Genomic DNA, 25,757 nt, shown 5'->3' on the forward strand with positions numbered 1-25,757 from the left:
ACCTCAACGCCCCAATCGTCGCAGCAGGATCTCCGGGTCGTCCTCGAACTCCGTCGCGCCGGCGTCGCCGGGGTGATCCCCGCCGCGTACCGTGCCCGCCGGGGCGGCGGCGCGCTCCACCAGCGCGACGTACTGGCGTTGGTATTCCTCGAACAGGGCCTCCTGCTGTGGGCGGATCAACTCGTCGGTGCAGAGCGCACCGGCGGTCTGCCGCCACAGCACCTGGGCCGCCCCCAGGTCGCCGTCCGCGAGATGCTGGCGGGTCCGCCGCCAGAGCTGGAAGAAGGCCAGCTGGCGGTAGTCGTCACGGTGCCGGGTCGCCTCGACCCGAACCAGGATGAAGTCGTGCTCCGTATAGGGCGCGGTCGTGCCGTCGGCAGCCACCCGGCAGAGCCGGCCACCGACCACCCCGAGCGAAGCCAACTCCCCTTGAGTCGCCTTCCCCGCCGGCCGACGGATGATCGCGAAGTGAGTGGACGTCAGCTCCATCGGGTCACGGGCCATGCCGCCCGGACCGGTCGGAGCGGACCAGGATTGGTGCACTCCCACGCGCAGCTCCAGCGCCGCCGAGTCTACGAAGGACTCGATGCCGTCGATGAGCGCCTTGGCGACCCTGGTGGAACCCAGCAGCCCGGCGAAACCGATGGCGCTGCTCACGTTCTCGATCAGGTTCAGCGATCGCTGCAACGTGTCCGACGTCTTCGCTCGGTACAGCGCCAGCAACAGACTGACGTCGTCGCCCTCGTAGGGCACTGGGCCGGCCACCCGCAGGTTCGAGATCTCCACCGCGTCGTGCTCGCCGGTGACCTGCAGCCGCCGACTCAGCTCGCTCGCACCGATCAGGTACGGCACCGCGACCCGGTCGCCGTCGCGCAGGAACTCGGTCACCACGGCACCGAAGGGCAGGAACTCGCGCCACAACTCGCGCTCGTTGGCCAGCCACAGCTGGCTGACTCGGATCACCAGATAGACCTCGTCGGCCACGAACGGCGTGGTGTCGGTCGGTCCGTCCAGGGTGGGCACCGGCCGTGCGATGACCCCCTCCGACTGCCGCGCGAGCACCCGGCGCACAAGATCGCGCAACGCCATGGACCACTCCCCACTCCAGACCGACCCCGCCACGTTAGCGCGCGATCGCAAAGCGCGGCGTACCCCGCGACCGAGCAGGTCGTCGTCGCGGCTGCGGACGGCCAGGGACGATGGGACGGCTCGGGGCGGGTGGTCGGTTGTCGCGGCGGATGCGCCAGCCCATCCGCGTACGACACCGACCGGCCTGGCCCTAACCCGACGCGACGGATGCGACGGCGAAGTCCGGTAACTGGGCGTGGATGGCGTCGAGCAGGCGCCGCTTGATGGTGTTGAACTCCGGTGCCGTCACGTCGCGGGGGCGGGCGAGGGTCACCCGCTCCTCGTGGACGATGTGGCCGGGAACACCGTGGTTCGGTCCACCGCTCATGACGATCACCCGGTCGGCGAGGAAGAGAGCTTCCTCGACGCTGTGGGTAACGAACAGCACTGTCGGTCGGACCTGCTGCCAGATCTCGGTGAGGGAGTACTGGAGGCGTTCGCGGGTCAGCGAGTCCAGGGCGCCGAACGGCTCGTCCATCAGCAGCACCGCAGGATCGTTGGCGAGAACACGAGCTATGGCCACACGTTGCTGCATGCCTCCGGACAGCTCGCTGGGATATCGGTCCGCGAAGCTGTCCAGTTGAACCATGGTGAGATAGCGGGCGGTCCTAGCGGCGATCTCTGCGCTCGGCAGGCCGCGCTGTCTCGGGCCGTATGCGATGTTCCCCGCGACGGTCAGCCAGGGGAACAGGCCGTAGTCCTGGAAGACCACGCCCCGGTCGGGCCCCGGGCCGCAGACCGGCCCGTTGCGGGCGTCGAGTTGCCCGCTGGAAATGTCCTCGAAGCCGGCGACCAGGCGCAGCAGGGTGCTCTTGCCACACCCGCTGGCACCGACGAGGCAGACGAACTCGCCTTCGGCGACATCGAGGTTGATGCCACGCAACGCCTCGACGGAGTTGCCACGATGGCCGGTGTAGGTCTTCCCGACGTCCTTGATGCGCAGGGCGAGCGTGGTGACGGCGTCGGTCATCGATGGCCTCCGAGGAGAGGACGGCCGCGCAGCAGCAGGCGCAGCGTAAGCGTCATGAAGCGGTCCGAGAGGTAGCCGGCCAGCCCGATCGTCAGCATCCCGACGATGATGAGTTCGGTACGGCTCACCTGCCACGCCTGGGTGATGAGGGCACCGAGGCCGGTCTCCACACCCACGGTCTCACCCACCACGAGGACGACCCAGCAGAAGCCGAGCCCGATGCGCATGCCAGCGAACACGTTCGGGGCGGCCGCCGGGAGAACGACCTTCCACAGGGCGCGGTGCCGGCCCGTACCCAGCATCGCCGCCGCTTCGAGAAGCCGTGGTGGTACGGCCTTCACCCCGGCGATGGTGTTCAGCAGCACCGGAAAGAAACCGGCGATGACGATCAGGACGATTGCCGACTTCGAGCCGATGCCGACGATGACGACCATGAGTGGCGCCCAGGCGGTGACCGGGATCGGGCGGAGCAGGGAGATCATCAGATCGAGCATCCGCGACACCAGCGCGGACCGGCCCATCAGCACCCCGAGCGGCACGGCGACCAGGCATGCGATGCCAAACCCGATGCCGACCCGCTCGGCCGAGGCGAGAATGTGCAGGCCGAGGGTCGAGCCGAACGCCGAGCCACCCTGGAGCAGGTCGAGCGCGCTCTCGCCGACGTCGCCCGGCGCGGGCAGGTTCGCCACCCATCCTTGTCTCACCGCGACGTGCCACAGCGCCAGCGCCAGCACCGGTACCGGGACCGCAAGGGCAGCCCGTCCGAGCCGGCCGACGTGACGCCGCACCGGGGCGGCTGCGGTCGTGGTGCGAACTGTGGTGCGAGCAGCGGCCGGCGGCGAGTTCAGCACCTCGGTCATGGCATCGCCTTCCCGACGAACGACGCATCGACAAAGGCGGTGTAGTCGGGTTCCTGTTGCAGGGAACCGACGGAGAGCATCTGCCCGCCGAGCACCTTGATCTGGGCAAGATACGAGTCGTCCATGAGCCAGCGCAGGGAGATGTTCTCGACCGCGATACTGAGCGACTCCTCCCGGAACCCGTACTGGTCAACGACCGCCCGGATCCAGTCGCTCTTGGAGGCAGCCATGTGCTCCGTGGCCTTGGCGTGTACGGCGACCATCGCCGTCACGAGGGCCGGCGACTTCTCGATCACGTCGGCGTTGGTGACGAAGGCAATGTTGATCTTTCCCATGTCGGTGTCGTACGGGTGGGTCACCAGGACCGCGTCCCCCTTGGCCAGCGCGTCGGACGGCCCGACCTCGGCACCGGAGAAGGCGTCGATGTCACCTCGGCTCAACGCGGCCGCCATGTCGGCGAACTGGACGTTCACCAGGCTCACGTCGTCCACTGCCAGACCGGCGTCGCGCAGCGTCAACCGCAGCAGGATGTCCTGCGCCGATCCCGGCACGTAGCCGATCCGCTTGCCGCGCAGATCCGCCACCACGGTGATGCCGGCATCCTTGCCCGCCACGATCGCCGAGCCACCGTCGGCCGCGGCGGCCACCACCACGACCCGCTCCCCGGCCGCCGCGCCCTGCAGTGCCGAGGTGATGCCGGTGACGCCGAACTCAAGGTCACCACTCACGACCGCGTTCTTGATCTCGGTCGAGTTGGCGAACGGAACAACCTTCAGAGTCACGCCCTCGGGCAGATAACGTTCGTAGAACAGCGCATGGGACAGGTGCGGTTGCCGTAGCACACCCACCCGAACCTCGTGCCGTGGCCCGTCATAGGCCACCCGGTCTGCAGGATCGGCAGCTTCGCCGGTGCCGCCGGCGACTCCGCCGCAGCCGGCCAGAACCATTACGCCCGCCAGCCCGGCTGTCAGCACCCGTGGCGTGGTCATCCGTCGTTTCACGAGACCTCCCATTGGCTTGGGCTTCCTATAGGACGCAGGGCTTGTTTCTGAGCCGTCACTAGACGGTCAGGGGTAAGTAAACTCACTGCTGGCCAAGGGTTTGGCCGGCCGCGGGCAGCTTCGCCGTGCGGGTCCAAGGTTATGATCCGACCATGGTTCCTATAGGTCACCTCACTCCGGCGAAGCAGTTCGTCCTCGCACCACTCGAACGCACCGGCCGGGCCGGGGGCACGGCAGACCGGGTGAGCGCAGTGCTGACCGAGGCGATCCTGTGCGGCGGCTTCAGACCCGGCGCACACCTCAACGCCGACACGCTCGCCCGCCAACTCGGGCTCAGCCACATCCCGGTCCGGGAGGCGCTGCGCTCACTGCACGCCGAAGGGTGGGTGGAGATGCGACCACACTCCGGCGCCTTCGTTCGCAGTCGCACCCAGCAGGAACTGGCCGACCTGTTCGAAATGCGACTCCTGCTGGAGTCGCAGGCCGCCGCCCTCGCCGCCGAGCGCCGCTCCGCGGCCCAACTCGACGAACTCGCCCGCATCCTCGATGCTCAGGCAGCCGCGACCGGCGCGCCCGATCTCGCCAGCGCGAACGAACAGTTCCACTACGCCGTGGCCGCGTGCTCACACAACGGCATCCTCGCCGACGCGATCCGCCGGCTCGGCCGCCGGGCCAGGTTCTACTTCCTCACCGTCGCACCGAAACGGCGCACGGAGTCGCTGCGGGAACACCGGCAGCTCGCCGACGCCATCCGACGCCGAGACGTCGACGCCGCCGCGACAATCGCCCGTGATCACATCGCCAACACCCGTACGGACGTGCACGACGCCCTGCGCGGCAACGACGACGTCGGCTGATCGTGCACGTCCGGTTCCGAGGGGCGGCGCAGCAGTGCGCCGACGCTACCCGGCCAACTGACGCACCGTTGGATCAGCCGAGAGCATGCGGGCTACTGCGGCGACCGGGTCCAGGCGAAGAGATCCACGATGTTGCCGTCCGGATCGCTGACCTGTGCATAACGCTGCCCCCACGGTGCGTCCCAGGGCGCGTTGACCGAGGAGTATCCGGCGGCGACCAGGTCGGTGTGGCACCGGTCCACCTCGTCGGCATCGGAGCAGAGAAAGGCCCAGCCACCGGAGGGGGGCGCCGGCTGGTAACCCGGATCGAGGGACTGCAACGAGGCGTGTGTGTCCCACATGAGACGAATTCCGCCCGCGACCGTCGTCTCGACGTGCGGCTCCTGCTCGGCGCCGGCCGGAAACTTCAGGCCCAGCCGCCGGTAGAAGGAGAGGGACGCTGCCATGTCGGCCACCGCGAGGCCGATCGCATTGAAGGTGGGTGCCATGACCTCGACCTTACGAGCCCGCGTGGCGCCGGAGGTGACCTGCTCAGCCACGGATCGCCGATCCCCCGCTGCCCGCGAAAGAGGTCGGGCCACCGCAGGACATGGCTTCAACGGTCGCAGGGCTCATCGCAGGGATGCGCGCGGCGGCAGTGCGCTGCCTGTGGACCCGCCGCAGCAATTCAGCGAGGGCGATCCTGGCGGAGGAAGTCCGAGAGCAGTTGCCGGAACTCGTGCGGGTGCTCGATGGCCGGCACGTGCCCGCAGCTGTCGAGCACGTGCAGACGGACGTCGGCCAGGTGGTCGAGCAGGGGCCGGGCTGCCTTCTCGAGCGGGGTGATCCGGTCCTCGGCGCCGTGCACGAGCAGCACGGGCACCCGGACGGCGGCCAGCGTCTGCCGCGAGAGGGTGAGGTCGTCGACCCACCGTGCCCTGGGTGGAGGGAACAGCGAAGCGTACGCGGCCGCCCCCGCTCGCATCGCGGCTGCCCGGGCATCGACGGCCGAGTCGGTCACGAGCGCCTGGTCGTGGACGAGGCGACTCAGCATGTCCCGTGCGCCGACGGGGCCGGCGGGGGCGGCCCAGAGCGCGTCGAGATCGGCGGACAGCGGCGCCCCGGGCGCGCCCATCGTCGAGACCGCCACGACCCGGGTGACCTGCCGGGGGCGCGCGGCCGCCACCGCCAGCGCCACGGCACCGCCCATCGAGTGACCCACCACGGCGTAGTGATCGACCCCGAGGGCATCCATCAGGCCCGCGGCCTGCTCCGACCACAGCCGAAGCCCACCGGCGGAGCCCGCCGGCACAGGTGTACGACCGAACCCCGCCTGGTCCGGGGCCACCAGATGCCAGGACGTGCCCAGCGCCTGCGCCGTCGTTGCCCAGGCGCCGGACCCGGTCGTGCCAGGTCCGGAGCCGTGCAGCATCAGGACCGCCGGCCCGGTGCCGCACTCCATGACGCGGACCGGGGAGCCGTCGACCGTGACGGTCCGAAGTGTCGTCACCGGGGCGGGCCGGGCGTGCTCATGCCGATGCGGAGCTGACGGACTTCGAGAAGAGTTCCATCATCGCCCTGCCGAACTGCGGCATGTCGGGCCACCCGCGGCACGAGACGAGGTTGCCGTCCACCACGTCGGGAGCGTCGATGACCGTCGCGCCCGCGTTCTCCATGTCCCCGGTGATGGGTGGGAAGCACGCCGTCTTGCGGCCTTTCAGTAGCCCGTACACCGCTGGCACCTGCGCGCCGTGGCACACCATCGCGATGGGGAGGTTGCGCGCGAAGAAGTGCTCGGTGATGCGCCGGACGTCGGCGTCGACCCGGATCCACTCCGGGGCCCGTCCCCCGGGGATGATGAGGGCGTCGTAGCGCTCGACGTCTACCTCGGCCCAGGTCACGTCGACCGGCAGCTTCCGGCCGTTCTTCTCCACGTAGGCGTCGGAGTTGGGGTCGAACTCGTGAATGACAAGTTGCACGTCACGCCTCGTCCGTGACGTGACGTCGACGTCCCAGCCGCCCTCCTGCACGCGATAGTAGGGGTACATGGTGTCGAGTTCCTCGGCGGCGTCGCCGGTCAGGAGCAGCGCTCTGGGCACCTGCTTCTCCTCGCATCCGGGGTGGTGGTGGGTAGATCCAATCCGATCCGATTTAGTTAGCATTCCCCGGCCCGGCCCGCCCGTCAAGCCTTCACCGTCACCGCGTCCGCGTCCCTGGCCTCGTCGAACAATCGCCGGAAACGCTCGCCGGACCGCAAGATGTGCCGACGCATCGCGTAGGCGGCGGCGTCGGGATCACGCGCGGCGATCGCGGCCACGATCTCCTCGTGCTCGGCCATGGCCAGGTGAGTGACCTGGGTGTCGTGATGCAGCCGGAAGAGGTGCACGTGGCTGTGCAGGCGCGCGAGCGCTTCCCGGATGACCTGGTTCTCCGCGCTCAGGGCGACGAGATCGTGAAAAGCGGCGTCGCGTAGACCGAAGGCCCCGTAGGCCGTGGGCCCGCTGCCCCCCTCCAGCTCCGCCATCTCCTCCAGCATTCCGCGCAGGCCGGCCACCTGCTCCGAGGAAGCGCGTTCGGCGGATCTGCGCGCCGCCGCCGGCTCGAGGAGCAGGCGGACCTCGAGCATGTCCTCGAATCGACGGCGGGTGATCTGGGGTGGAATGCGGTAGCCGGCATGAGGCACCCGCACGACCAGGCCCTCGGCCTCCATACGGTTCAGCGCGTCTCGGATCGGCGTCTGCGAGACCCCCAGCTCGCGCGCCAGGACGTCGATCGTGACCCGGGAGCCAGGCTCGATCCGAAGCGACATCAGCTGTCCGAGCAGCGTGTCGTACACCTCGTCGGCGAGCCGGCCGCCAGATCTTCCCGACGACGTTGCGCCGGTCACGGCCCGACGGCCCCGCGCGATCGTTCCTTCGTCGTCCATCGTGACGTGAGGCCCTTCTTTGCGTCTTCCGGAACCTGTTGACATCAGTCACAACTCTGCGACATGCTGACGCCCCAGCCGGATCGTATAGGAAAGATGGCGTACAACCGCCATCCTGCACCGTCGCGGAGCCACCCGCGATCGTTCTACTTCGATCACCTGGAGCTCTCATGAGCGTGCCCGACGTCCCGCTCGATCCACTCCCGGACCGCAGCCGGGCCGAAGGACCGCTCGACGAAACGAAGATCCAGTACATCACGGCGTGATCGTGACGCCGGCCCGCAGGTCGGCCCCGCGACAGCCCGCCAACACGTGAGACAAGCCGGCGAAGCACAGAGCGAGGTTCTAGAAGCTCCCACCGGAAAGCAGGCGAGAAGATGCGATATCAACAGCGAATAGGACGAATGTCCGTTCCTGGCCGAAAGGTACGGCTGGCGACGGCCGCCATGCTGGTGGCCACGACCATGGCAGCTTGCGGCGATGGTCAGGACGACGGCGCACAGGTGAGCGCCCCCAAGGCGCCGGCGACCATCCCGGAGCTCACCACGGACCCGCTGACCCTCAGCTTCATCTGGTTCGACTGGCCCCCCGCCCAGGCGCTCGAAGACTTCGCGAACGCGGAGTACAAGAAGGAGCGACCAAACGCGACGATCAAGGTCAACACCGTGCCGAACGCGAACTGGCACGACGCGATGTTCACCCAGTTCGCCGCCCGCAAGACCGACTTCGACATCGCGATCCTGGACTCGCAGCACATCGGCGAGGCCGTGACGAACGGCAACATCCTCGACATCACCGACTTCGTCAAGAACAACATCGACGTCACGGCCTACAACCCTTATCTCCTGGCAGCGTACGGCCAGTTCCCCCAGGCGGAGACCGGCCAGCGCGACGAGAACGCCCGCCTGTACGGACTGCCGCTGCTCGGCGACACCTGGACGATGATCTATCGCAAGGACCTGATCGGCGACCAGCCACCGCAGACCTGGGATGAGATGATCTCGGTCGCCGAGAAGTGCCAGGCGGACAACCCTGGCGTCAGCGGGCTGGCTTTCCACCAGGCCAACGGCTCCGACGCCGCGGCCGTAACCTACAACACGGTGAACGGCGTCTACGGCGGCAACCTGTGGGACCCCAAGACGCGCAAGATCGAGGGCGTCCTCAACGACGCCGCCGGCCAGGAGGCGATGGACGTCCTGGTCAACAGGATGAAGCCGCTGACCGCCAAAGGGTCCGGCAACTGGTTCATCGACGAGGTGAACGCGGCGGTCGCCCAGGGCAAGGCGTGCATCGCGTTCAACTGGATCGCCGCCAGCGGCGGGCTGCTCGATCCGAAGCAGTCGACGCTCGGCACCACCCGCGAGCAGATTCTCGACAAGCTGGGTTTTGCCACCCTGCCGAGCCAGAAGACCAACCTGGTCCCGCTCGGCGGCATGGGGATGCACGTGTCCGCCTACTCCGCCGAGGCCAACCAGGCTGAGGCGCTGAACTTCATGAAGTGGTTCGAGCGGGCCGACATCCAGAAGAAGTGGGCCGCGGCCGGTGGTGTGCCAGCGCGTACGGACGCCCTGGAATCGCCCGAGTTCCTCAATGCCGGCCCGTTCAACCAGGTGTACGCCGACTCGGTGCCACGGATGCGGGACATGTGGAACGTGCCCGAGTACGCGCGCCTCGTCGACATCGAGAACACCAACGTGAACGCGGCTCTGAACGGCGCGAAGAGTCCGAAGGATGCGCTCGACGACATCGCCAAGGAGCAACAGGCCGTGCTCGACTCCAGCAACCGCAGGGGCGGCGGCGGACTGTGAGTGACCCCGTACCGCTGACGACCGACCCCGGGCAGGTGGCGTCCGCGACGCCGCCTGCACCGGGTCGGTCCCGCCGGCTGAGCGACCGCGGGCTCGCCGTGGCCTTCATCTCCCCCGCGCTGCTGCTGTTGCTCGCCATGTCCGTGTTCCCGCTGCTGTGGGCGTTGTACCTGTCGTTCACCGACTACTCGGCCACCCGCGGCGGACCCGCCCGTTTCGTCGGGTTCGGCAACTACACCGCCATCCTGACGTCGGCGCAGGTCCACCAGCGGGCCCTGACGACGTTGATCTACGTGGTCGGCGCGGTAACCCTGCAGACCGTGCTCGGCTTCGCCATCGCCTACCTCATCTCCCGACGCACGCACGGGCGAGGAGTGCTCACCACCCTGTTCCTGGTGCCGATGATGCTGTCGCCGGTGGTGGTCGGTCTGTTCTGGCGATTCATGCTCGACGCGCAGTTCGGCGTGATCAACAGCCTGCTCGGCTCGATCGGCCTGGGGCAGGTGGAGTGGCTCACCCGGCAGCGTACGGCCTTGATCTCCCTGATCGTGGTCGACACCTGGCAATGGACGCCGTTCATCATGCTCATCGCCCTTGCCGGCCTCACCGCGGTGCCCAAGTACCTGTACGAGGCCGCCTCGATCGACCGGGCGTCCGAGTGGTTCCGGTTCCGCACCATCACTCTTCCGCTGGTGTGGCCGCTGCTCCTCATCGCCGTGCTGTTCCGGGCCATCGAGGCCTTCCGACTGTTCGACCTCGTCTACATCCTCACCAACGGTGGCCCAGGTGTCTCCACCGAGACGCTGTCGTTCCACGTCTACAAGGTCGCGTTCCTGGGCTTCAACACCGGAACCGCCTCGGCGTACGGAATCCTCATGGTCCTCGTCGTCATCGTCCTCACGCAGCTCTACCTGCGCTACCTGAACAAGCTCAAGGAGGGCTGATGGCCGTCTCCGTCGACGAGGCCGTGTCCACGGTTCCGGCCCGGGATCGTCCGCGCCCCACCCGCCGCCTCGGCGGTCGGGGCCGCTCCCTGGTGGAGGTCGCGCTGCTGACCGTGCTGGCCGTCCTGATGCTCTTCCCGGTGCTGTGGATGATCGAGACGTCCATCAAGGAGAACCGGGACGTCTACGCCGTCCCAGCCGAATTCTTCGGCTTCACGGTCACCATGGAGCACTTCAAGGACGTGTTCGTCGGCCCCGACGGCGGTCGTTCGGCCTTGTCCGTCGCGTTTCTCAACTCCGCCGTCGTCGCCGGGGTCTCTACGCTGCTGGCCACCGTGCTGGGAGTGCCCGCGGCCTGGGCATACTCACGCTTCGCCGTGAAGGCCAGGAAGGACCAGCTGTTCTTCATCCTGTCCACCCGCTTCATGCCGCCCGTGGTGGTGGTGATCCCGATCTTCCTCATGTACCGCCAGGTCGGACTCATCGACAGCAAGCTCGGCCTGATCCTCATCTACACCGCGTTCAACGTGCCGTTCACGATCTGGATGATGAAGGGGTTCGTCGACGAGGTGCCCGCGGAGTACGAGGACGCCGCCATGCTCGACGGCTACACCCGCCTGCAGGCGTTCCGGCGATTCACCCTTCCCCTGCTCGTACCCGGCATCGCCGCGACGGCGGTCTTCGCTCTCATCTTCTCGTGGAACGAGTTCGTGTTCGCCATCTTCCTCACCTCCAGCGACAGCGTGCGGACAGCGCCACCTGCCATCGCCGGTCTCATCGGTGGCACCACCACGGACTGGGGTCTCGTGGCCGCCGCCTCCGTCGTCTTCGCCCTACCGGTGCTCGTCTTCGCCTACCTGGTGCGCAAGCACCTCGTCGCCGGCGTGACGCTCGGGGCGGTGCGACGCTGATGGCGGGTATCGAGGTGACGGCCCTGCACAAGCGCTACCCGGACGGCACGGTCGCGGTCGACCACGTGGACCTGTCCATCGGCGACGGCGAGCTGTTCGTGATGCTCGGCCCGTCGGGTTGTGGCAAGACGACCACGCTGCGGGCCATAGCCGGCCTGGAGCGGCAGACGACGGGCGACATCCGCATCGGCGACACGCTCGTCAACGACCTGCCGCCCGCCGAGCGTGACATCGCCATGGTGTTCCAGTTCTACGCTCTCTACCCACATCTGCGCACCCGGGACAACCTGGCATTCCCACTGCGGGCCGAGGGACTGCCCAAGGCGGAGGTACGCGAGCGGGTCGCCGAGGCCGCCCGGTTGATGCGGCTCGATCAGCTGCTCGACCGGCGACCGCGCCAACTGTCCGGCGGGGAGCAGCAACGGGTCGCGCTGGCTCGCGCCCTGGTGCGGCGACCGCGCGCATTCCTCATGGACGAACCGCTCACCAATCTGGACGCGGAACTGCGGGCGGACATGCGCACGGAGATCAAGCACCTGCAGGGGGAACTGGGCACGACGATGGTCTACGTCACCCACGACCAGGTCGAGGCGATGTCGCTCGGGCACCGGATCGCCATCCTCAACAAGGGCCGCGTCGAGCAGATCGGTACGCCGCTGGAGGTCTACGACCGTCCGGCGAGTCTCTTCTGCGCCGCGTTCATCGGCTCACCACCGATGAACCTGATCGAGGTGGCGGTGGCCGACGAGAAGCTGCGCAGTCAGGGCGGACTGGTCCTCACGCCACCGCCCGGCCTACCGCGCGACCGTCGTCTGGTCGCCGGCGTCCGGCCGGAGGCGCTGGAAGTCACCACACCAGGGGCGGAAGGTTCGGTCCCCGCCCGGGTGGTCTCGGCGGAGTGGCTGGGCGACGAGATCATCTACGTGGTGGACCACAGCGGCCAACACGACGTACGGGTACGGATGCCCCCGACTGTCCGGTTCGCCGCCGACACACCCGTCGGGCTGCGGCACACCGGCGGAACCCCGACGGTCTACGACGTGCACACGGAAGAACTGGTGGCCTGATGGGAACCGTGGCAGCGCACGGGCTGTGCAAGTCCTTCGGCAAGGTCCAGGCCCTGGACGGGGTGACGCTCGACGTGCCGGACGGCTCGTTCTTCGTCGTGCTCGGGCCCTCCGGGGCGGGCAAGACGACGACCCTCCGAGCGATCGCCGGCCTTGAGAAGCTCGACGCCGGATCGGTGCATCTGGACGGCAGGGACGCGACCGGTGACGCCCCGGCCGCCCGCGACCTGGCCATGGTCTTCCAGAACTACGCCCTCTACCCGCGACACACGGCGTACGAGAACATCGCTTCCCCGCTGCGGGCCCGCCGCCGTTCGTCGAGCGAGATCGCCGCCGCCGTCGAGCGGATGTCGAACCTGTTGCACATCGATCGGCTGCTGCAGCGTCGTCCCGCACAGTTGTCGGGTGGTGAGATGCAGCGGGTCGCCCTGGCCCGGGCGCTGGTTCGTAGCCCGCGCGCGTTTCTCATGGACGAGCCGCTGACAAACCTCGATCTCAAGCTCCGCGTCGAGATGCGCACCGAACTCACCCGCATCCACCGCAGCCTCGGAGCGACCTTCGTCTACGTGACGAACGACCAGGTCGAGGCCCTGTCCATGGCCGACCAGGTCGCGGTCCTCAAGGAGGGAACGGTGCAGCAGGTCGGGACCCCGACCGAGGTGTACGAGCGTCCCGCCAACCGATGGGTCGCCGGATTCGTCGGAAGCCCGCCGATCAGCCTGCTCGCCTGCCGCGCCGAGGGAGACCGTCTGGTCGGTGCGCAGGGCTGGACGCTGCCGCGACCCCGTTGGAGCACGGCTGAGAACGGTCGCGAGCTGCTGCTGGGCCTGCGCGCGGAGGATCTGTCCGTCGAGCAGCGTGGGAACACGTCGTTGTCGGGGGAACTCTACGGGCTTGAGCCGCTCGGTGACCGCACGGTGGTCGACGTCCGAGTGGGGACAGAGATGCTCAAGGTCAAGGCACGGCCCACCGTCGCCGGCACCCCGGGCGAACGGCTGCACGTCACGGTCGACCTGGACCGTGCGCACCTGTTCGACGCGGACACCGGGCTGTCGCTGTCCCGGGCTGGGCGGTAACCGCGCCGGGCGGCGACGGCACCATGCGCCCGCACGCGGCAATCGAACCCCGGCGGACCGTCACCATCGCGCACGACCTGACGGCGCGGAGACGGCCGTGGCCCGAGAAGGCGACCGGTCGCGCGGGGCGTCGCCCTGGAGACCAGGCAACGCCATGTCCGACCCGCTCGGCGACCTCGCCCCGGCGGCGAGGGCGGGTGACCCCGTCGGGCCGCGCGCACGGCGTGATCGTCGAGGCACGCCGGACATCACCAGGAAGATCCGAGGAGGCGGCGCAATGAGTGACCCGATGAACGTCCTGGCACCCGAGCATCGGCGGCTCCGGATCGGCGACGCCTGGCGCGACGCCGCGAGCGGAGCCACCTTCGCCGTCGAGGACCCGGCCACCGGCAGGACCATCGCCGAGGTGGCGGACGCCGGCGTCGTGGATGGACTCGCGGCTCTGGACGCGGCGAGCACCGCAATGGGGCAGTGGGCGACGACCCCGCCGCGGCGACGGTCAGAGCTGTTGACCGCGACGTACCTGGCATTGACCGAGCGAGCCGAGGAGATCGCCCGGCTGATAACGCTCGAGATGGGCAAGCCGCTCGCCGAGGCTCGGGCAGAGGTGGCCTACGGCGCCGAGTTCTTCCGCTGGTTCGCCGAGGAGGCGGTACGCGTCGAAGGTCGCTACAGCACCGCCCCCGCGGGCGGATACCGCATCCTCACGGTGCCGAAGCCGGTCGGCCCGTGCGTCTTCGTGACGCCCTGGAACTTTCCGCTGGCCATGGGCGCCCGCAAGATCGCTCCTGCGCTGGCCGCAGGTTGCACGACGGTCACCAAGCCGGCAGCCCAGACGCCACTGACCATGCTGGTCCTGGCCCGCATCATGGAGCAGGTCGGCGTTCCCCCGGGCGTGGTCAACGTGGTGACCACCAGGCGGGCCGGCGAGGTGGTCGCCGCGCTGCTGGCCGACGGCCGCACCCGCAAGCTGTCGTTCACCGGGTCGACCGAGGTCGGACGGGTGCTGCTACGGCAGGCTGCGGACAACGTGCTGCGCACCTCCATGGAACTGGGCGGCAACGCGGCCTTGATCGTGTGTGCCGACGCGGACCTGGACGTCGCGGTCGACGGTGCCATGGTGGCCAAGATGCGCAACATCGGGGAGTCCTGCATCGCGGCCAACCGGATCTACGTCGAGGAGCCGGTGCGCGAGGAGTTCACCGCGCGTTTCGCCGAGCGGATGGGCGCGCTGTCGGTGGGCCATGGTCTCGACGACGGCGTGAACGTCGGAGCACTGATCGACGAGACCTCGGTAGCCAGGATCGACGAACTCGTCGTCGACGCGGTCGATCGCGGCGCCCGGGTCCTGGTGGGCGGCAAGCGTCCGGATGGGCCGGGTCACTTCTATCCGCCCACGGTCCTGGTCGACGTGCCCGACGACGCGCAGATGCTCAGGGCGGAAATCTTCGGCCCGGTCGCGCCGATCATCTCGTTCACGTCCGACGACGAGGTGCTGGCGAAGGCCAACGACACCGAGCACGGCCTGGTCGGATACGTCTTCACCCGTGACCTCCAGCGGGCGCTGCGGTTCACCGAGGGGCTGGACACGGGGATGATCGGCATCAACCGAGGGCTGATATCGGACCCGTCAGCTCCGTTCGGCGGCGTCAAACAGTCCGGGGTCGGCAAGGAGGGGTCGCACGAGGGCATCCTCGAGTACCTCGACGTCACCTACGCGGCGATCGACCTACCATGACCGGCCTACTGCCCCGGGTGCCCGCCGAAAAACCCGGCGCCCTGCGTCCACCCGATCTGACCGGGCTCCACCCGGCCGACCTCACCGACGCCGTCCCGGTCTCGCAGGTGACCCGGACGTCCGCCCAGCACATCGCCGCCGTCGTTTCGAAAGAGGCACCGACATGCTTGAGACCGTCCGCGGACCACGCCAGCTGATCGTGGGCGAAGGTGTCGCACAGAACATCCCACGAGTGGTGGCCGAGAGCGGCTCGCGCGTCCTCATCGTGACCGACCAGGTTCTCCTGCGCCAGCCGGGCGTGGCCGAGATCGTGGCCGCCGTGCGGGAGAAGGTCGGTGTCGTCGAGGTGTTCGCCGACGCGGCTCCAGACGTGCCACTCACCGATGTCGCCCTGGCCGTCTCGGCCGCCGCCGAGGTGGACGCCGACGTGATCCTCGCCATCGGCGGTGGCACGGTGATCGACCTTGCCAAGATCGTCGGAGTCATCCGGCGCCACGGTGGAACGCCGCGCGACTTCTACGGCGAGTCGAAGGTGCCGGGGCCGACGTTTCCTCTCGTCGCGGTCCCGACGACGTCGGGCACCGGCTCCGAACTCACCCCCGTCTCGGTGTTGACCGACCCGGACCGCGAGCTGAAGGTGGGCATCTCCAGCGTCCACATCGTGCCCGACTTCGCGATCGTCGACCCCGAACTCACGTACACCTGCCCGGCGACCGTCACCGCCCACTCCGGCATCGACGCGTTCTGTCACGCGGTGGAGAGCTACACCGCGCGACCCCGGGCCCACGGGCCGCGCGACCCGGTGGAGCAGGTGTTCCTCGGCCGCAACCCGATCACCGACCACTACGCGCTCCTGGCGGCGGAGCGGATCGCCCGTAGCCTGCGTCGTGCGGTCCGGGACGGCGGTGACACCGACGCGCGCGCGGACATGTCCTACGGGTCCATGCTCGCCGGGCTCGCCTTCTCCCACGCGGGCAACGCGGCTCCGCACGCGCTCCAGTACCCCATCGGCGCAGCCACGCACACGCCGCACGGCCTGGGCGTCGGGTTGCTACTGCCCTATGCACTGGACGCGGCCAGGGACGCCATCGCCGACCGGTTGGCCATCCTCGCCGGGGTGTGCGGGCTCGACGTGACCGACGCCTCCGACGCCGAGGCCGCAGGCGCGTTCCTCACCTGGCTCGACGGACTCCTTGCCGACATCGGCATCCCGCCCACCTTGGCGGACATCGGCGTGGCCCGCACCGACCTCCCGCGCTTCGCGGAGATGGCCAGTGGCGTCACCCGCCTGATCCAGAACCATCCGGGCCCGACCGACACCGCCAGCCTGACCGCCATCCTCGAAGCGGCCTGGACGGGGGATAGGACCCGACACGTCCTGAGACAGTGACCGAACCCTCACATGACTCCGAGTCTCCCCGGTCAGCCAGACCGGTTGCGTGTAGCGACACGATCGGCCATCATCTAGCGATGATCTCCAACCGGAAGGGCGGCCACGCCCTGGCGCGTTGACCGCGCCCACGCGGCACGACGAGGCCGCGACCCTCTCCCCGGACTCCCGCGAACTGTGGCGGCAGGCCGAAGTGATCCGGCAGGAGTGGCTGGGGTACGCCCTCTCCACCGAACCCGCCGACCGAGCCACCACGCAACAGTGCCTCACGGCGATCTACGCCCGGGCCGGCCGCCGCGAGCCCCGGTTCGCCTGGGTGGACTCCCCCGCCGCGGCCCTGCCGCTGATCCAGCGACTGCCCACCCTCGACCAGCTCCTCCAGTGGGTCCGTGACCCCGCCCCGGCCGGCCCACCGGCCCCGGCCAGCGACATCGCGACCGTGGCGTCCCGGCTGAGGGCAGCGCTCAGCGACGGCGTCCGGCACACCGACCCCGAACTGTCTCCCGTCCGACGAGGCAGAGCACGCGAACCTTGGCCGGAGCTGCCACCGCCGGATGCCCTCGACCGGCAGGTGCCACTCGGCGTCGTGCTGCACCGAGGCGTCCGCAACGCCCTGCACCGCAGCCTGATCCCCGGCTTCACGCAACCGGTCCGCGCGGGGCTGCCCGGCGGCGACCGGCAGACCCCGGTCTGCTGGTACGGCCAGCAGGACGCATTCTGGGTCGGCTACTACGACACGCTGCACCGGCTCGGGCTGGCCGCGTACCCCGCCGAGGCGAGCGACCACCTGCGGACCTGGACCGACCTGACACGATCCGGCGGCTGGTGGTGGCCCGGCTCGACCGTCTGCGTCGTGGTGGAGCGGCCGGCAATGATCCGCACCGAACCCGTGCCCGGCTCGTGGTACGACGAGGTCCGGCTCCGGCCGGACGGTGTCCGGTACCGCGACGGCTGGCGACCGCCGCCGTGCTGACCGACCACTGAACACCGACACGAGGACGAGGCAGGCTTGGCGGGCGGCCGTTGCGGCAGCCAACGGCGCCGGAAGGCCGGAGGGCCGGGAACCACGCACCGGTCGCCGCCCGCCAAGCCGCTCACGTCCGCCATCGTCGTTCGATCTCGGCCCGGGCGCCGGTGACCAGGGCAGGTCCAGTGTCGAACGATGTCAGTACCCTGCGGGCATGGGTTGGTTAGCCCGCAGCGGCTTCAGGAGCCAAACGGTGCATGGTCTCCCGGCCGTCGCCTACGGCGGCTTGGTGCTCGTCTTCGGGGCGGTCCTCATGGTCATGGGGGCCGAGCGAAGCTACGCGTACGTCGCCGGGGTGCCAGGGCAGGTCATGGCCAGTGACTGCCACTTCGAGTCGGGCAGCAAGCGGGACGGCTGGGCGTGTTCGGGTCCCTTCACCGCAGACGACGGCAGCGTCCGCATCGACCGGGTACACATCCGCCCCTTGCTCTACGAACGGCCCGACGGCGCGATCGATGCCAAGGTGGCGGGCCCGAACGCCACCTCCGCCTGGGAGCCGGACCCCTGGTTGCTGCTGCCAGCCGGCGGAGGTCTGGTCCTTTTCATACTCAGCGTTCTCGGTCTGTGGCCGACGCTGCGCCCCGACCAGGACGGTCCGGACGTTGCGGAGGACGCCGAACTGGCGGAGGTGCGACGGCAACTCGCCGCACGACGCGCCGAGCTCGCGCGGCTACGCGAGGAAATCTTCTCCGACTCGCCGCCGGAACCGCCCCGGCGATGAATCCGTTAGCGCCAGTTGCACGGCTCGCGGAGATCCGGATGTCATTCGTCGAAACCGGCGGCACAGCAACTGATCAGACGGGATTGTTCTCCGTCGCCCAGGCACAGATGGCGGCGAGTGGTTCCTGCAGGGTCTTGCCGAGAGCGGTCAACGCGTACTCGACGTGCTGCGGCGGTGCTTCCCTGAGCACCCGTCGCTGCACCAGCCCGTCACGCTCCATCTCGCGAAGTGTTTCGGTCAGGACCTTCTGAGTGATCCCCGCGACGCGGCGACGCAGCTCGGCGTGCCGCTGGGGACCGGCGAGCAGCGCGTAGATGATCAGAATCCGCCACTTCGAGGCGAGCCGCTCGATCGCCTGCCGTGTCGTGCAGCCCTCTTCGAGCACGTCCGGAACCACCAGCGACATGAGCACCCCCGAGGATCGGACAGCGCCACTCGCGAAGGTCGAAGGGCACCACAAGGTGCCTTCTGTTCGACGAGCACCGCGCGACCTAGCGTCGAGTCAACAGTAGACGCCGAAGGGAACATCGCCGCCATGTCCGAGTACCGCATCCACACCTACACCGCCGCCGAGGTGACCGGTGGCGCCGGCACGGCGCCGACCGAGGCGGTGGCAGTGTGAACATCGAGCGTGTCAGCTTCACCGCCGACGGTCTCACGCTGGTCGGCAACCTCGCCGTGGCCGCCGACGGCGCGCCTGCTGTCGTGCTGACCGGTCCGTTCACCGGCGTCAAGGAACAAGTCGTCGGCACGTACGCCGCTCGGCTGCACGAGCACGGTCTGACCACACTCGCCTTCGACCACCGCGGCTTCGGCGAGAGCGGCGGACGCCGCGCCCACGAGGACAGCCAGGGCAAGCTCGCCGACCTGCGGGCAGCGGTGAGCCTGCTCGCCGCGCACCCAGCCGTGGACGCCGCCCGGGTGGCCGCCGTCGGGATCTGTCTCGGTGGCGGGTACGCGGTCCGCGCGGCCGCCACCGACCCGAGAATCCGCGCGGTCGTGGGCATCGCCGGTGGTTACAACAGCCCCGTCCGCTTCAGCGCAGGCGATCCCGAGGGATACCGTCGGGCGCTGGGCTCCTTCCTGGAGCGCTACGACGAGGAGTTGCCGGCGGTCGCGGCCGACGGGGCACTCGCGGCGATGGGCGGCGACGAGCCGTTCGCCTACTACGGCACCGCGCGGTCGACGGCGGCGCGCTGGGAGAACCGGGTCACCTACGGCTCGCTACACGCTCTCATGACCTTCGACGCGCTTGGCGCGGCGCCGTTGCTCTCCGCCACCCCGCTGCTTGTCGTACACGGCCGGGCCGACGCCTACTGCGCACCAGAACTCGCCGAGGCGCTGCACACCGACGCGACCGGACCGAAGGAGATCCGCTGGCTCGACGCCAAGCAGCACATCGACCTCTACGACGTGGAGCCGTACGTCCGGCAGGCCGCTGACGCCACCGCGGCCTTCCTGCACCGGCACCTCGGCGGCGCTACCGCGGTGCCTACCGATCCCAGTTCCGCCGCGACGGCCTGATCGCGGTGACAACCGGAACCCGGGCCGGCTCGGCGGACGCTGCGACCCACCCACCGGATGCCCGCCCACGCAGCGGTGCACGGCCCCAGGGCGGTACGCGGCGGTGCCGCCGAACGGCCGGTGGCCGTCGCAGGTCAGAGGTAGCTGACGCCGGTCAGAGCCTCGGCCGCCGCCCACAGCCGCTTACCGACGGCCGGGTCGGTGGCCTCCGGGCTCAGCCGGGCCTCGGTGACCCTGCCCCGCGTCTCCCAGAGTCCGGATGGTCCGAAGAACTGGCCGCCGCGTACACCGGGCTCGGTCGCGGCGCGCAACTGTGGCAGTGCGCCCTGCTCCACCGGCTGGGTCGCCAACAGCCCGGCCCAGGCGATCAGTCGCCCGAACCGGCCGCGGTGCTCCCAGGCACGCGGAGTCAGGTTGGTGCGGGTGAGACCGGGGTGGGCCAGCACGCTGACGATCGGCGCTCCGGCGGCCCGCAGGCGCCGGTCCAGTTCGATACCGAAGATCGTGGTGGCGAGCTTGGACCGGCCGTAGGCGGTGGCTGCCCGGTAGTCGCGCTCGAACATCAGGTCAGCGACGTCCAGGTGCGCGCTCTTGTGAGTGATCGAGCTGAGGCTGACCACGCGGGCTTCCCGCGCCGCGGCCAGGTTCCCGAGCAGCAGGCCGGTGAGCGCGAAGTGGCCCAGCATGTTGGTGGCGAGGTGCAGTTCGAATCCGTCGGCGGAGGTGCGGCGCGGGCCGAGCAGTACCACACCGGCATTGTTGACCAGCAGGTCGATCGCCGGGTGATCGGCGGCCAGCTTCGCCGCGAAGGCCCGCACGGAGGCGAGGGAGGCCAGGTCCATCTCGCGTACCTCGACGTCGCCGCCGATCCGGCGGGCGGCCTCCTCGCCGGCGGGGGTATGGCGGACGGCGAGCACGACGTGGGCGCCGTGTCGGGCCAGTTCGGTGGCGGTGACCAGGCCGAGGCCCGAGTTCGCGCCGGTCACCACGGCGACCCGCCCGCGCTGGTCGGGCATCCGGTCGGCGGTCCATCCGGTCATCTGCTGCTCCTGAGGTGTCGGTGCGCCGGGGCCACCGACGTTAGGAGCGATCCGGACCGGTTCGGTCGTTCCCGGTTGCCTAGGTCTGCGTGACCTACCTTCGGCGGTCCGGGCCGCGGCACACTTGCGGCATGAACGGTCCTCATCCGTACGCTCGGGAGCTCGGCGACTTCCTACGCGCCCGGCGTGGCCGGCTGCGTCCTCGCGACGTCGGCCTGGAGCCGGGCGACCGGCGCAAGGTCACCGGGCTGCGGCGCGAGGAGTTGGCCCTGCTGGCCGGGCTGAGCACCGACTACTACCAGCGGATCGAGCAGGGCCGGGAGGTACGCCCGTCCGACGACGTCCTGGACGCGCTTGCCGGCGCGCTCGGCCTCGACGACAAGGAAAGCCGGCACCTGTTCACCTTGGCCCGCGCCGCCCGCCGACCCACGCCCGCCCGCGTGAACCGCGATCCGGAGCGGGTCCCGGAAAGCACCCGGCGCCTGCTGCGGGTGATGGACACCCCTGCGGTCATCCTCGGCCGGCATCTCGACCTGCTCGACTGGAACCCGATGGCCCAGGCACTGCTCGGCGACCCGGACACCTACCCGAGCGACCGGCTCAACATGCTCCTGCTGCTGTTCGACGACACGCTGACCGGCCAGCGGAGCTGCCCGGACTGGGAGCAGCAGGCTCTGGACTACATCGGCATGATGCGCGCCGCCGTCGCCACCGACCCCACCCACCCACGCGCCACCGCGATCGTCGGTGAACTGAGCATCCGCAGCGCCCACTTCCGGCGGTTGTGGGCCCAGCACGACGTACGCGAGTCGGTGAGCGGCACCAAGACCTTCCGGATTCCCGAGGTGGGCGACATCGTCCTGGACTGGGACACCTATCCCCTACCGGGAAACCCCGGCCCCATCATGCTCGTCTTCACCGCCGAGCCGGGCAGCGCCGACGCGGACCGGCTACAACTCCTGGCGTCATTGCACGCGACCCGAGCAGAACAGGGCGGGCCGGCGGGCCGACCCAGGCGTACGACCATCGGGTAGCGGGTGACCGGACGCGCCGCTAACCGTCGACATCGCCCTCGGCGCAGGCCCCGGACACCTCGCCCGCCAGAAGACTGACGGCCGCCGGTCACGGCGCATCAACCGGATCTGCGCCGTCGCGCCCGTCGCGCTCGGACTACTACGACTGGCCGCCGGCTGACCCCTTCGGCGTGGCCTTACCACTGCTTGCGGTGGTCGAGTCGGACGGCGCGCAGCACGACGTCGTCGACGTGGTGCGTGCTGATCGCCCCCGGGGGACGCGGGCGGGTCTCGTTCACGTCGATGCGCCAGTCGTCCGAAGCCGCGATCTCGGCGGCGATCTCGTCGATGCCGACGTACGCCTCCGGGTCGTACATGCGGGTCTGCTCGCCGGGATCCGACGGCTGCTGCAGCCAGGTCAGGTCGTGACCGACGACGAGCAGCGTCCCACCGACGGCCACGGCGTCGAGCAGGTTGCGCAGTCCGCGACGCTCGGGGGTGCGCTGGAACGAACCGTACTGCAGGGAGACGAGGTCGTAGGTCTCGCCCGCGAAGGCGGCGGAGTCGTTGGCGTCGCGGTGCAGCGTACGCACGTCGAGCCCGCGACGGTCCGCTTCGGCCCGAATGCGGTCGAGTGCCCTGCTGGAGACGTCGGAGGCGGTCACCCGCCAGCCCCGTTCGGCCAGCCAGAGCGCGTCGGCTCCCTCACCCGCGCCGACGTCGAGCGCCCGCCCGGGGGGTAGGTCCGTCGCCTCCGCCACGAGGGTGCCGTTCGGGTTGGCACTCCAGATGCGTTCCTGGTCCCCGTAGCGGCTGTCCCACTCGATCTCGACGCCGGAGGGACGAGCACCCGCCGTGGTGTCCTCGGCGGCGAGGCTGAAGGCGATCTGGGCGCCGATCCAGCTACCGTTGGCGGCGGACTGCAGGACCTGGGCGCTCGGATCGGTCAGGTTCCCGGCGGCGAAGACGCCCGCCACACTGGTACGTCCGGTGGCGTCGACCGCGACGAGGTCACCGAGTCCGCTGGGGTGCGCGGTGGTGTCGATGCCGAGCCCGGCGAGCATCTCGACCCGGGGACGGAACCGGCCCCCGGTGAGGATCGCGTCGGCTGGCAGGCTGCGGCCGTCGGCCAGCTCGACGATGAGTGACCCGGCCGGGTCGCCGTCGGCCACCCGGCGCACCGCACCCTCGGCCACCGGGACCCCGGAGGCGACGAGGGCCTGCACCGCGGCCGGGTCGATCCCCGTCGCGTCGTGCAGCACCACGGTCAACCGGTCGGTCAGGTGCCGCATCAGCTGGGTCGGGTGCAGTCCCATCGGCGTCGTGACGATCTGCACGACCCGCAGGTCACGAACCTCCCAACCATGACAGAACGGACAGTTGAACACCTGACGGCCCCAACGCTCGCCGAGTCCCTCGATGTCGGGAAGCTCATCGACGATGCCGGTCGCGACCAGCACCCGGCGGGCGACGAGACCGTGGCCGCCCGAGAGCGCGAGGTGGAACCCGTCGTCCTCCTTCCGCACCGTCAGGACACGGCCGGTGAGGACGTTGCCACCATAGCTACGGACCTCTGCCCGCCCGATGGCCCGCATCGCCTCGGGCGGGGTGCCCTCGCGTCCGAGGTAGCCGTGCATGTGCGCGGCCGGCGCGTTCCGCGGCGTGCCGTCGTCGACGACGATGACCGAGCGTCGCTGACGAGCGAGTTGCAGCGCGGCCGCGAGACCGGCCGCCGATCCGCCGATGACGGCGACATCGCACCTGCGGACGATGCTCTGGTGCGGTGCGTGGTCGGAGGCCCCGTGGGCATGATCTGTCATGAGACCAGCGTAGGAACACCTGGCGGCAGGTGAAAGGCAGGTTGCGAAATTCGCAAGACACCCGCATGCTGGAAAGATGAACGACCGCAGCGACGTAGAGCGTCTGGCGCGCACCCGGCTGCGAAGCATCCGCACCACGCTCGGCTATTCCCTCGACGAACTCGCCGAACGCACCAACCTCAGCCCGTCGACGATCAGCCGGGTCGAAACGGGCAAACGCACACTCAGCCTCGACGTGCTCGTCCCCTTGGCCAACGCGCTACAGGTAAGCCTCGACGTCCTCTTCGAGGCAACCAGCGACGAGGACGTGGTGATCCGCCCCGTGCAGCACCGTTCGGGTTCGCGCACCACGTGGCCCCTGAGCCGCCTCGACGGGCGCACCATGGCCATGAAGGTCCGCTTGGAGCCTGAGGCGACGATGCCGACCCAGCGGGTCCATCCGGGGTACGACTGGCTTCTGGTGCTCGAAGGCAGAGTGCTGCTGTGGCTCGGCGAGCGGCACATCGAGGTCGAAAAGGGCGAAGCAGCCGAATTCTCGACCATGACACCACACTCGATGACAGCACTTGACGGACCGGCCGAACTGATCATGATTTTCGACCGCGAGGGGCAGCGCGCACATCTGCACCAGTGAGCGTGAATCGTGGCGCTGGCCGTGACAGCCGTTGGGCGGCGGCCGACGGACCCTGAAGTCCGAACCGCACCCGACATCCGGTGTCCGCTGCCTGCGGCGAAGGGTATGCCTGAACGGTTCAGTTACGGCTGGCATAGAGGTATACGGTGACCGCACCGGGTGCGTCGAGGTCGACCAGGAGCGCTCGATGTGTGCCGTCTGCTAGTGGCTGCTCCTCGTCGAGGCCGGCGATGGTCGTGGCGGTTTCGGGATCCCACGTGTTCCCGCCACCGACGTTGTGCGTGGCGTCGACTGCCCGAAGCCCTGGTACGAGAGCCGTCGTGAAATTCGCCGTGGCGACGAAGGCGTCGAGTTCGGAGCGGGGCATGCGGAACTTGGCCGAGAGTTGGGTTTCCAGGCCGTTGCGGTACACCGCGACGAGCAGCACGCTGCCGGGTGGCAGGGTCACCTGAGCGATGGCTTCCACCTGGGCCGCGCTGGCGATCTCCGGCCCGGACTGCACGGGGAGCAGGTCTACGCCGTCGCTGCCGACGGACAGCCCCACCACACCGCAGGCGATCAACGACAGGAGCAGACTCACGCACGCGAACACGAGGGCGATCGTGCCTCTCCGATCATGCGTCCGCGGCGCAGTGGTCTCGATCACGGCCAACACGATACGGCGCACGCTACGTCGGTACGCCGGTAGCCAGACTGGAGTCGGCGTCCGGCGGACCGCATGGCGCCGCCGCTTCTGGCAGGATCCGTCGGATGCGCAGACTGATGGTGCTCCTTCTCGTGATGGCTGTTGCCGGCTGCGGCGACGGTGACTCGACCGAGACGGGAGCCACCGAACAGTTCACCCAGGGCGGCGTCAGTATGGAGCCGACGGTCAAGGCCGGCCAGGTTGTCACCGCACGGACAGTCACCGGCACGTACGAGGCACGGCGCGGCGATGTCGTGCTGTTCCGCTCCCCCGGCGATCTCTGGGGTGACCGTCAGGCGCCGCTGCTCAAACGCGTCGTCGCGGCCGGCGGCGAAACCATCGCCTGCTGCGACACCTCGGGCAAGGTGACGGTCGACGGTAAGCCGTTGGCCGAGCCATACGTGACTGAGGACGCATCGCTCGACGAGCCGCCGAACCCGAACTACTGCGGGCCGCGCCGGTTCGCCGCGGTTACCGTGCCGGCCGACTCCGTCTTTCTCATGGGCGATAGTCGCGCCCGGTCGAACGACTCCCGGTGTGCCGGTCCGGTGCCGGTGTCGTCGGTCTTCGCCGTAATGGTCGACTGACAGCGCACCCGACACCAGCCACGAACGTACCGAGGTGGCCGACGGTAAGCG

26 protein-coding genes are annotated in these 25,757 nt (G+C 69.5%); 14 read left to right on the plus strand and 12 right to left on the minus strand.

Annotated elements, in window-relative coordinates:
- Positions 1–3: 3 nt before the first annotated feature.
- From KBX00_RS05655 to KBX00_RS05670, 4 genes are all read right to left on the minus strand, one after another.
- Complete coding sequence (locus tag KBX00_RS05655; protein WP_210823945.1) at positions 4–1,089, minus strand: hypothetical protein; 1,086 nt, start codon at positions 1,087–1,089, stop codon at positions 4–6.
- A gap of 190 nt (positions 1,090–1,279) precedes the next feature.
- Positions 1,280–2,098, minus strand: coding sequence for an ABC transporter ATP-binding protein (locus KBX00_RS05660; protein WP_210823947.1), 819 nt, complete (start codon positions 2,096–2,098; stop codon positions 1,280–1,282).
- Positions 2,095–2,958 carry an ABC transporter permease gene (locus KBX00_RS05665; RefSeq protein WP_210823949.1) on the minus strand — a complete coding sequence of 288 codons (864 nt, stop codon included), beginning with the start codon at positions 2,956–2,958 and terminating at the stop codon, positions 2,095–2,097. Before KBX00_RS05665 ends, KBX00_RS05660 begins: the two co-directional genes overlap by 4 nt.
- Positions 2,955–3,959, minus strand: coding sequence for an ABC transporter substrate-binding protein (locus KBX00_RS05670; RefSeq protein ID WP_210823952.1), 1,005 nt, complete (start codon positions 3,957–3,959; stop codon positions 2,955–2,957). Before KBX00_RS05670 ends, KBX00_RS05665 begins: the two co-directional genes overlap by 4 nt.
- Before the next feature lie 152 nt (positions 3,960–4,111).
- Between KBX00_RS05670 and KBX00_RS05675 the strand changes: the two genes are divergently transcribed.
- The gene (locus KBX00_RS05675) at positions 4,112–4,816 is read left to right on the plus strand and encodes a GntR family transcriptional regulator (protein WP_210823954.1); all 705 of its coding nucleotides are present in this window, start codon (positions 4,112–4,114) and stop codon (positions 4,814–4,816) included.
- Between the two features lie 92 nt (positions 4,817–4,908).
- Here KBX00_RS05675 and KBX00_RS05680 read toward each other — a convergent pair whose 3' ends face one another.
- The 4 genes from KBX00_RS05680 to KBX00_RS05695 form a co-directional block, all read right to left on the minus strand.
- Positions 4,909–5,304 (minus strand): VOC family protein, encoded by a 396-nt coding sequence (locus tag KBX00_RS05680; RefSeq protein WP_210823956.1) that lies wholly within the window; start codon positions 5,302–5,304, stop codon positions 4,909–4,911.
- Between the two features lie 179 nt (positions 5,305–5,483).
- Positions 5,484–6,305, minus strand: a complete 822-nt coding sequence (locus KBX00_RS05685) for an alpha/beta fold hydrolase (protein WP_210823958.1) — start codon at positions 6,303–6,305, stop codon at positions 5,484–5,486.
- A 19-nt stretch (positions 6,306–6,324) separates the two neighbouring features.
- Entirely contained in the window at positions 6,325–6,894 is a 570-nt protein-coding gene (locus KBX00_RS05690) for a DJ-1/PfpI family protein (protein WP_210823960.1), read from the minus strand.
- Between the two features lie 83 nt (positions 6,895–6,977).
- Positions 6,978–7,721, minus strand: a complete 744-nt coding sequence (locus tag KBX00_RS05695; protein WP_210823961.1) for a GntR family transcriptional regulator — start codon at positions 7,719–7,721, stop codon at positions 6,978–6,980.
- A gap of 446 nt (positions 7,722–8,167) precedes the next feature.
- On the opposite strand from KBX00_RS05695, the gene KBX00_RS05700 reads away from it, so the two are divergent.
- The 9 genes from KBX00_RS05700 (at position 8,168) to KBX00_RS05740 (ending at position 18,403) form a co-directional block, all read left to right on the plus strand.
- Positions 8,168–9,529 carry an extracellular solute-binding protein gene (locus KBX00_RS05700; RefSeq protein ID WP_301547397.1) on the plus strand — a complete coding sequence of 454 codons (1,362 nt, stop codon included), beginning with the start codon at positions 8,168–8,170 and terminating at the stop codon, positions 9,527–9,529.
- Positions 9,526–10,473 carry a carbohydrate ABC transporter permease gene (locus KBX00_RS05705; RefSeq protein WP_210823965.1) on the plus strand — a complete coding sequence of 316 codons (948 nt, stop codon included), beginning with the start codon at positions 9,526–9,528 and terminating at the stop codon, positions 10,471–10,473. Before KBX00_RS05700 ends, KBX00_RS05705 begins: the two co-directional genes overlap by 4 nt.
- Complete coding sequence (locus tag KBX00_RS05710) at positions 10,473–11,384, plus strand: carbohydrate ABC transporter permease (RefSeq protein WP_210823967.1); 912 nt, start codon at positions 10,473–10,475, stop codon at positions 11,382–11,384. Before KBX00_RS05705 ends, KBX00_RS05710 begins: the two co-directional genes overlap by 1 nt.
- The gene (locus KBX00_RS05715; RefSeq protein ID WP_210823969.1) at positions 11,384–12,451 is read left to right on the plus strand and encodes an ABC transporter ATP-binding protein; all 1,068 of its coding nucleotides are present in this window, start codon (positions 11,384–11,386) and stop codon (positions 12,449–12,451) included. The genes KBX00_RS05710 and KBX00_RS05715 overlap by 1 nt, the downstream gene beginning before the upstream one ends.
- Positions 12,451–13,527: an ABC transporter ATP-binding protein gene (locus tag KBX00_RS05720; protein ID WP_210823970.1), complete on the plus strand. Its 1,077-nt coding sequence runs from the start codon at positions 12,451–12,453 to the stop codon at positions 13,525–13,527. Before KBX00_RS05715 ends, KBX00_RS05720 begins: the two co-directional genes overlap by 1 nt.
- A gap of 277 nt (positions 13,528–13,804) precedes the next feature.
- On the plus strand, positions 13,805–15,265 hold the full coding sequence (locus tag KBX00_RS05725; RefSeq protein WP_210823971.1) for an NAD-dependent succinate-semialdehyde dehydrogenase: 1,461 nt from the start codon (positions 13,805–13,807) through the stop codon (positions 15,263–15,265).
- A gap of 163 nt (positions 15,266–15,428) precedes the next feature.
- Positions 15,429–16,655: an iron-containing alcohol dehydrogenase gene (locus KBX00_RS05730; RefSeq protein WP_210823972.1), complete on the plus strand. Its 1,227-nt coding sequence runs from the start codon at positions 15,429–15,431 to the stop codon at positions 16,653–16,655.
- 118 nt (positions 16,656–16,773) lie between these two features.
- Entirely contained in the window at positions 16,774–17,628 is an 855-nt protein-coding gene (locus tag KBX00_RS05735; RefSeq protein WP_210823973.1) for a hypothetical protein, read from the plus strand.
- A gap of 247 nt (positions 17,629–17,875) precedes the next feature.
- The gene (locus KBX00_RS05740) at positions 17,876–18,403 is read left to right on the plus strand and encodes a hypothetical protein (RefSeq protein ID WP_210823974.1); all 528 of its coding nucleotides are present in this window, start codon (positions 17,876–17,878) and stop codon (positions 18,401–18,403) included.
- 73 nt (positions 18,404–18,476) lie between these two features.
- Here KBX00_RS05740 and KBX00_RS05745 read toward each other — a convergent pair whose 3' ends face one another.
- Positions 18,477–18,809: a helix-turn-helix domain-containing protein gene (locus KBX00_RS05745; protein WP_210823975.1), complete on the minus strand. Its 333-nt coding sequence runs from the start codon at positions 18,807–18,809 to the stop codon at positions 18,477–18,479.
- Between the two features lie 212 nt (positions 18,810–19,021).
- Between KBX00_RS05745 and KBX00_RS05750 the strand changes: the two genes are divergently transcribed.
- A complete protein-coding gene (locus tag KBX00_RS05750; protein ID WP_307868133.1) occupies positions 19,022–19,927 on the plus strand; it encodes an alpha/beta hydrolase in 906 nt (301 codons plus the stop codon).
- A gap of 134 nt (positions 19,928–20,061) precedes the next feature.
- Here KBX00_RS05750 and KBX00_RS05755 read toward each other — a convergent pair whose 3' ends face one another.
- Complete coding sequence (locus KBX00_RS05755; protein ID WP_210823978.1) at positions 20,062–20,967, minus strand: oxidoreductase; 906 nt, start codon at positions 20,965–20,967, stop codon at positions 20,062–20,064.
- A 131-nt stretch (positions 20,968–21,098) separates the two neighbouring features.
- Between KBX00_RS05755 and KBX00_RS05760 the strand changes: the two genes are divergently transcribed.
- The gene (locus tag KBX00_RS05760) at positions 21,099–22,001 is read left to right on the plus strand and encodes a helix-turn-helix domain-containing protein (RefSeq protein ID WP_210823980.1); all 903 of its coding nucleotides are present in this window, start codon (positions 21,099–21,101) and stop codon (positions 21,999–22,001) included.
- A 176-nt stretch (positions 22,002–22,177) separates the two neighbouring features.
- Here KBX00_RS05760 and KBX00_RS05765 read toward each other — a convergent pair whose 3' ends face one another.
- On the minus strand, positions 22,178–23,800 hold the full coding sequence (locus tag KBX00_RS05765; protein ID WP_210823982.1) for a bifunctional NAD(P)/FAD-dependent oxidoreductase/class I SAM-dependent methyltransferase: 1,623 nt from the start codon (positions 23,798–23,800) through the stop codon (positions 22,178–22,180).
- A gap of 76 nt (positions 23,801–23,876) precedes the next feature.
- Here KBX00_RS05765 and KBX00_RS05770 point away from each other — a divergent pair, with 76 nt between their 5' ends.
- A complete protein-coding gene (locus KBX00_RS05770; RefSeq protein WP_210823983.1) occupies positions 23,877–24,434 on the plus strand; it encodes a helix-turn-helix domain-containing protein in 558 nt (185 codons plus the stop codon).
- A 118-nt stretch (positions 24,435–24,552) separates the two neighbouring features.
- On the opposite strand, the gene KBX00_RS05775 is transcribed toward KBX00_RS05770, so the two are convergent.
- Positions 24,553–25,080: a hypothetical protein gene (locus KBX00_RS05775; protein ID WP_210823985.1), complete on the minus strand. Its 528-nt coding sequence runs from the start codon at positions 25,078–25,080 to the stop codon at positions 24,553–24,555.
- Between the two features lie 134 nt (positions 25,081–25,214).
- Here KBX00_RS05775 and lepB point away from each other — a divergent pair, with 134 nt between their 5' ends.
- Positions 25,215–25,706 (plus strand): signal peptidase I, encoded by a 492-nt coding sequence (gene lepB / locus KBX00_RS05780; protein WP_301547444.1) that lies wholly within the window; start codon positions 25,215–25,217, stop codon positions 25,704–25,706.
- Positions 25,707–25,757 lie beyond the last annotated feature (51 nt).

Origin of the sequence: Micromonospora sp. C95 (assembly GCF_018070465.1) — a bacterium.
Classification (GTDB): domain Bacteria; phylum Actinomycetota; class Actinomycetes; order Mycobacteriales; family Micromonosporaceae; genus Micromonospora.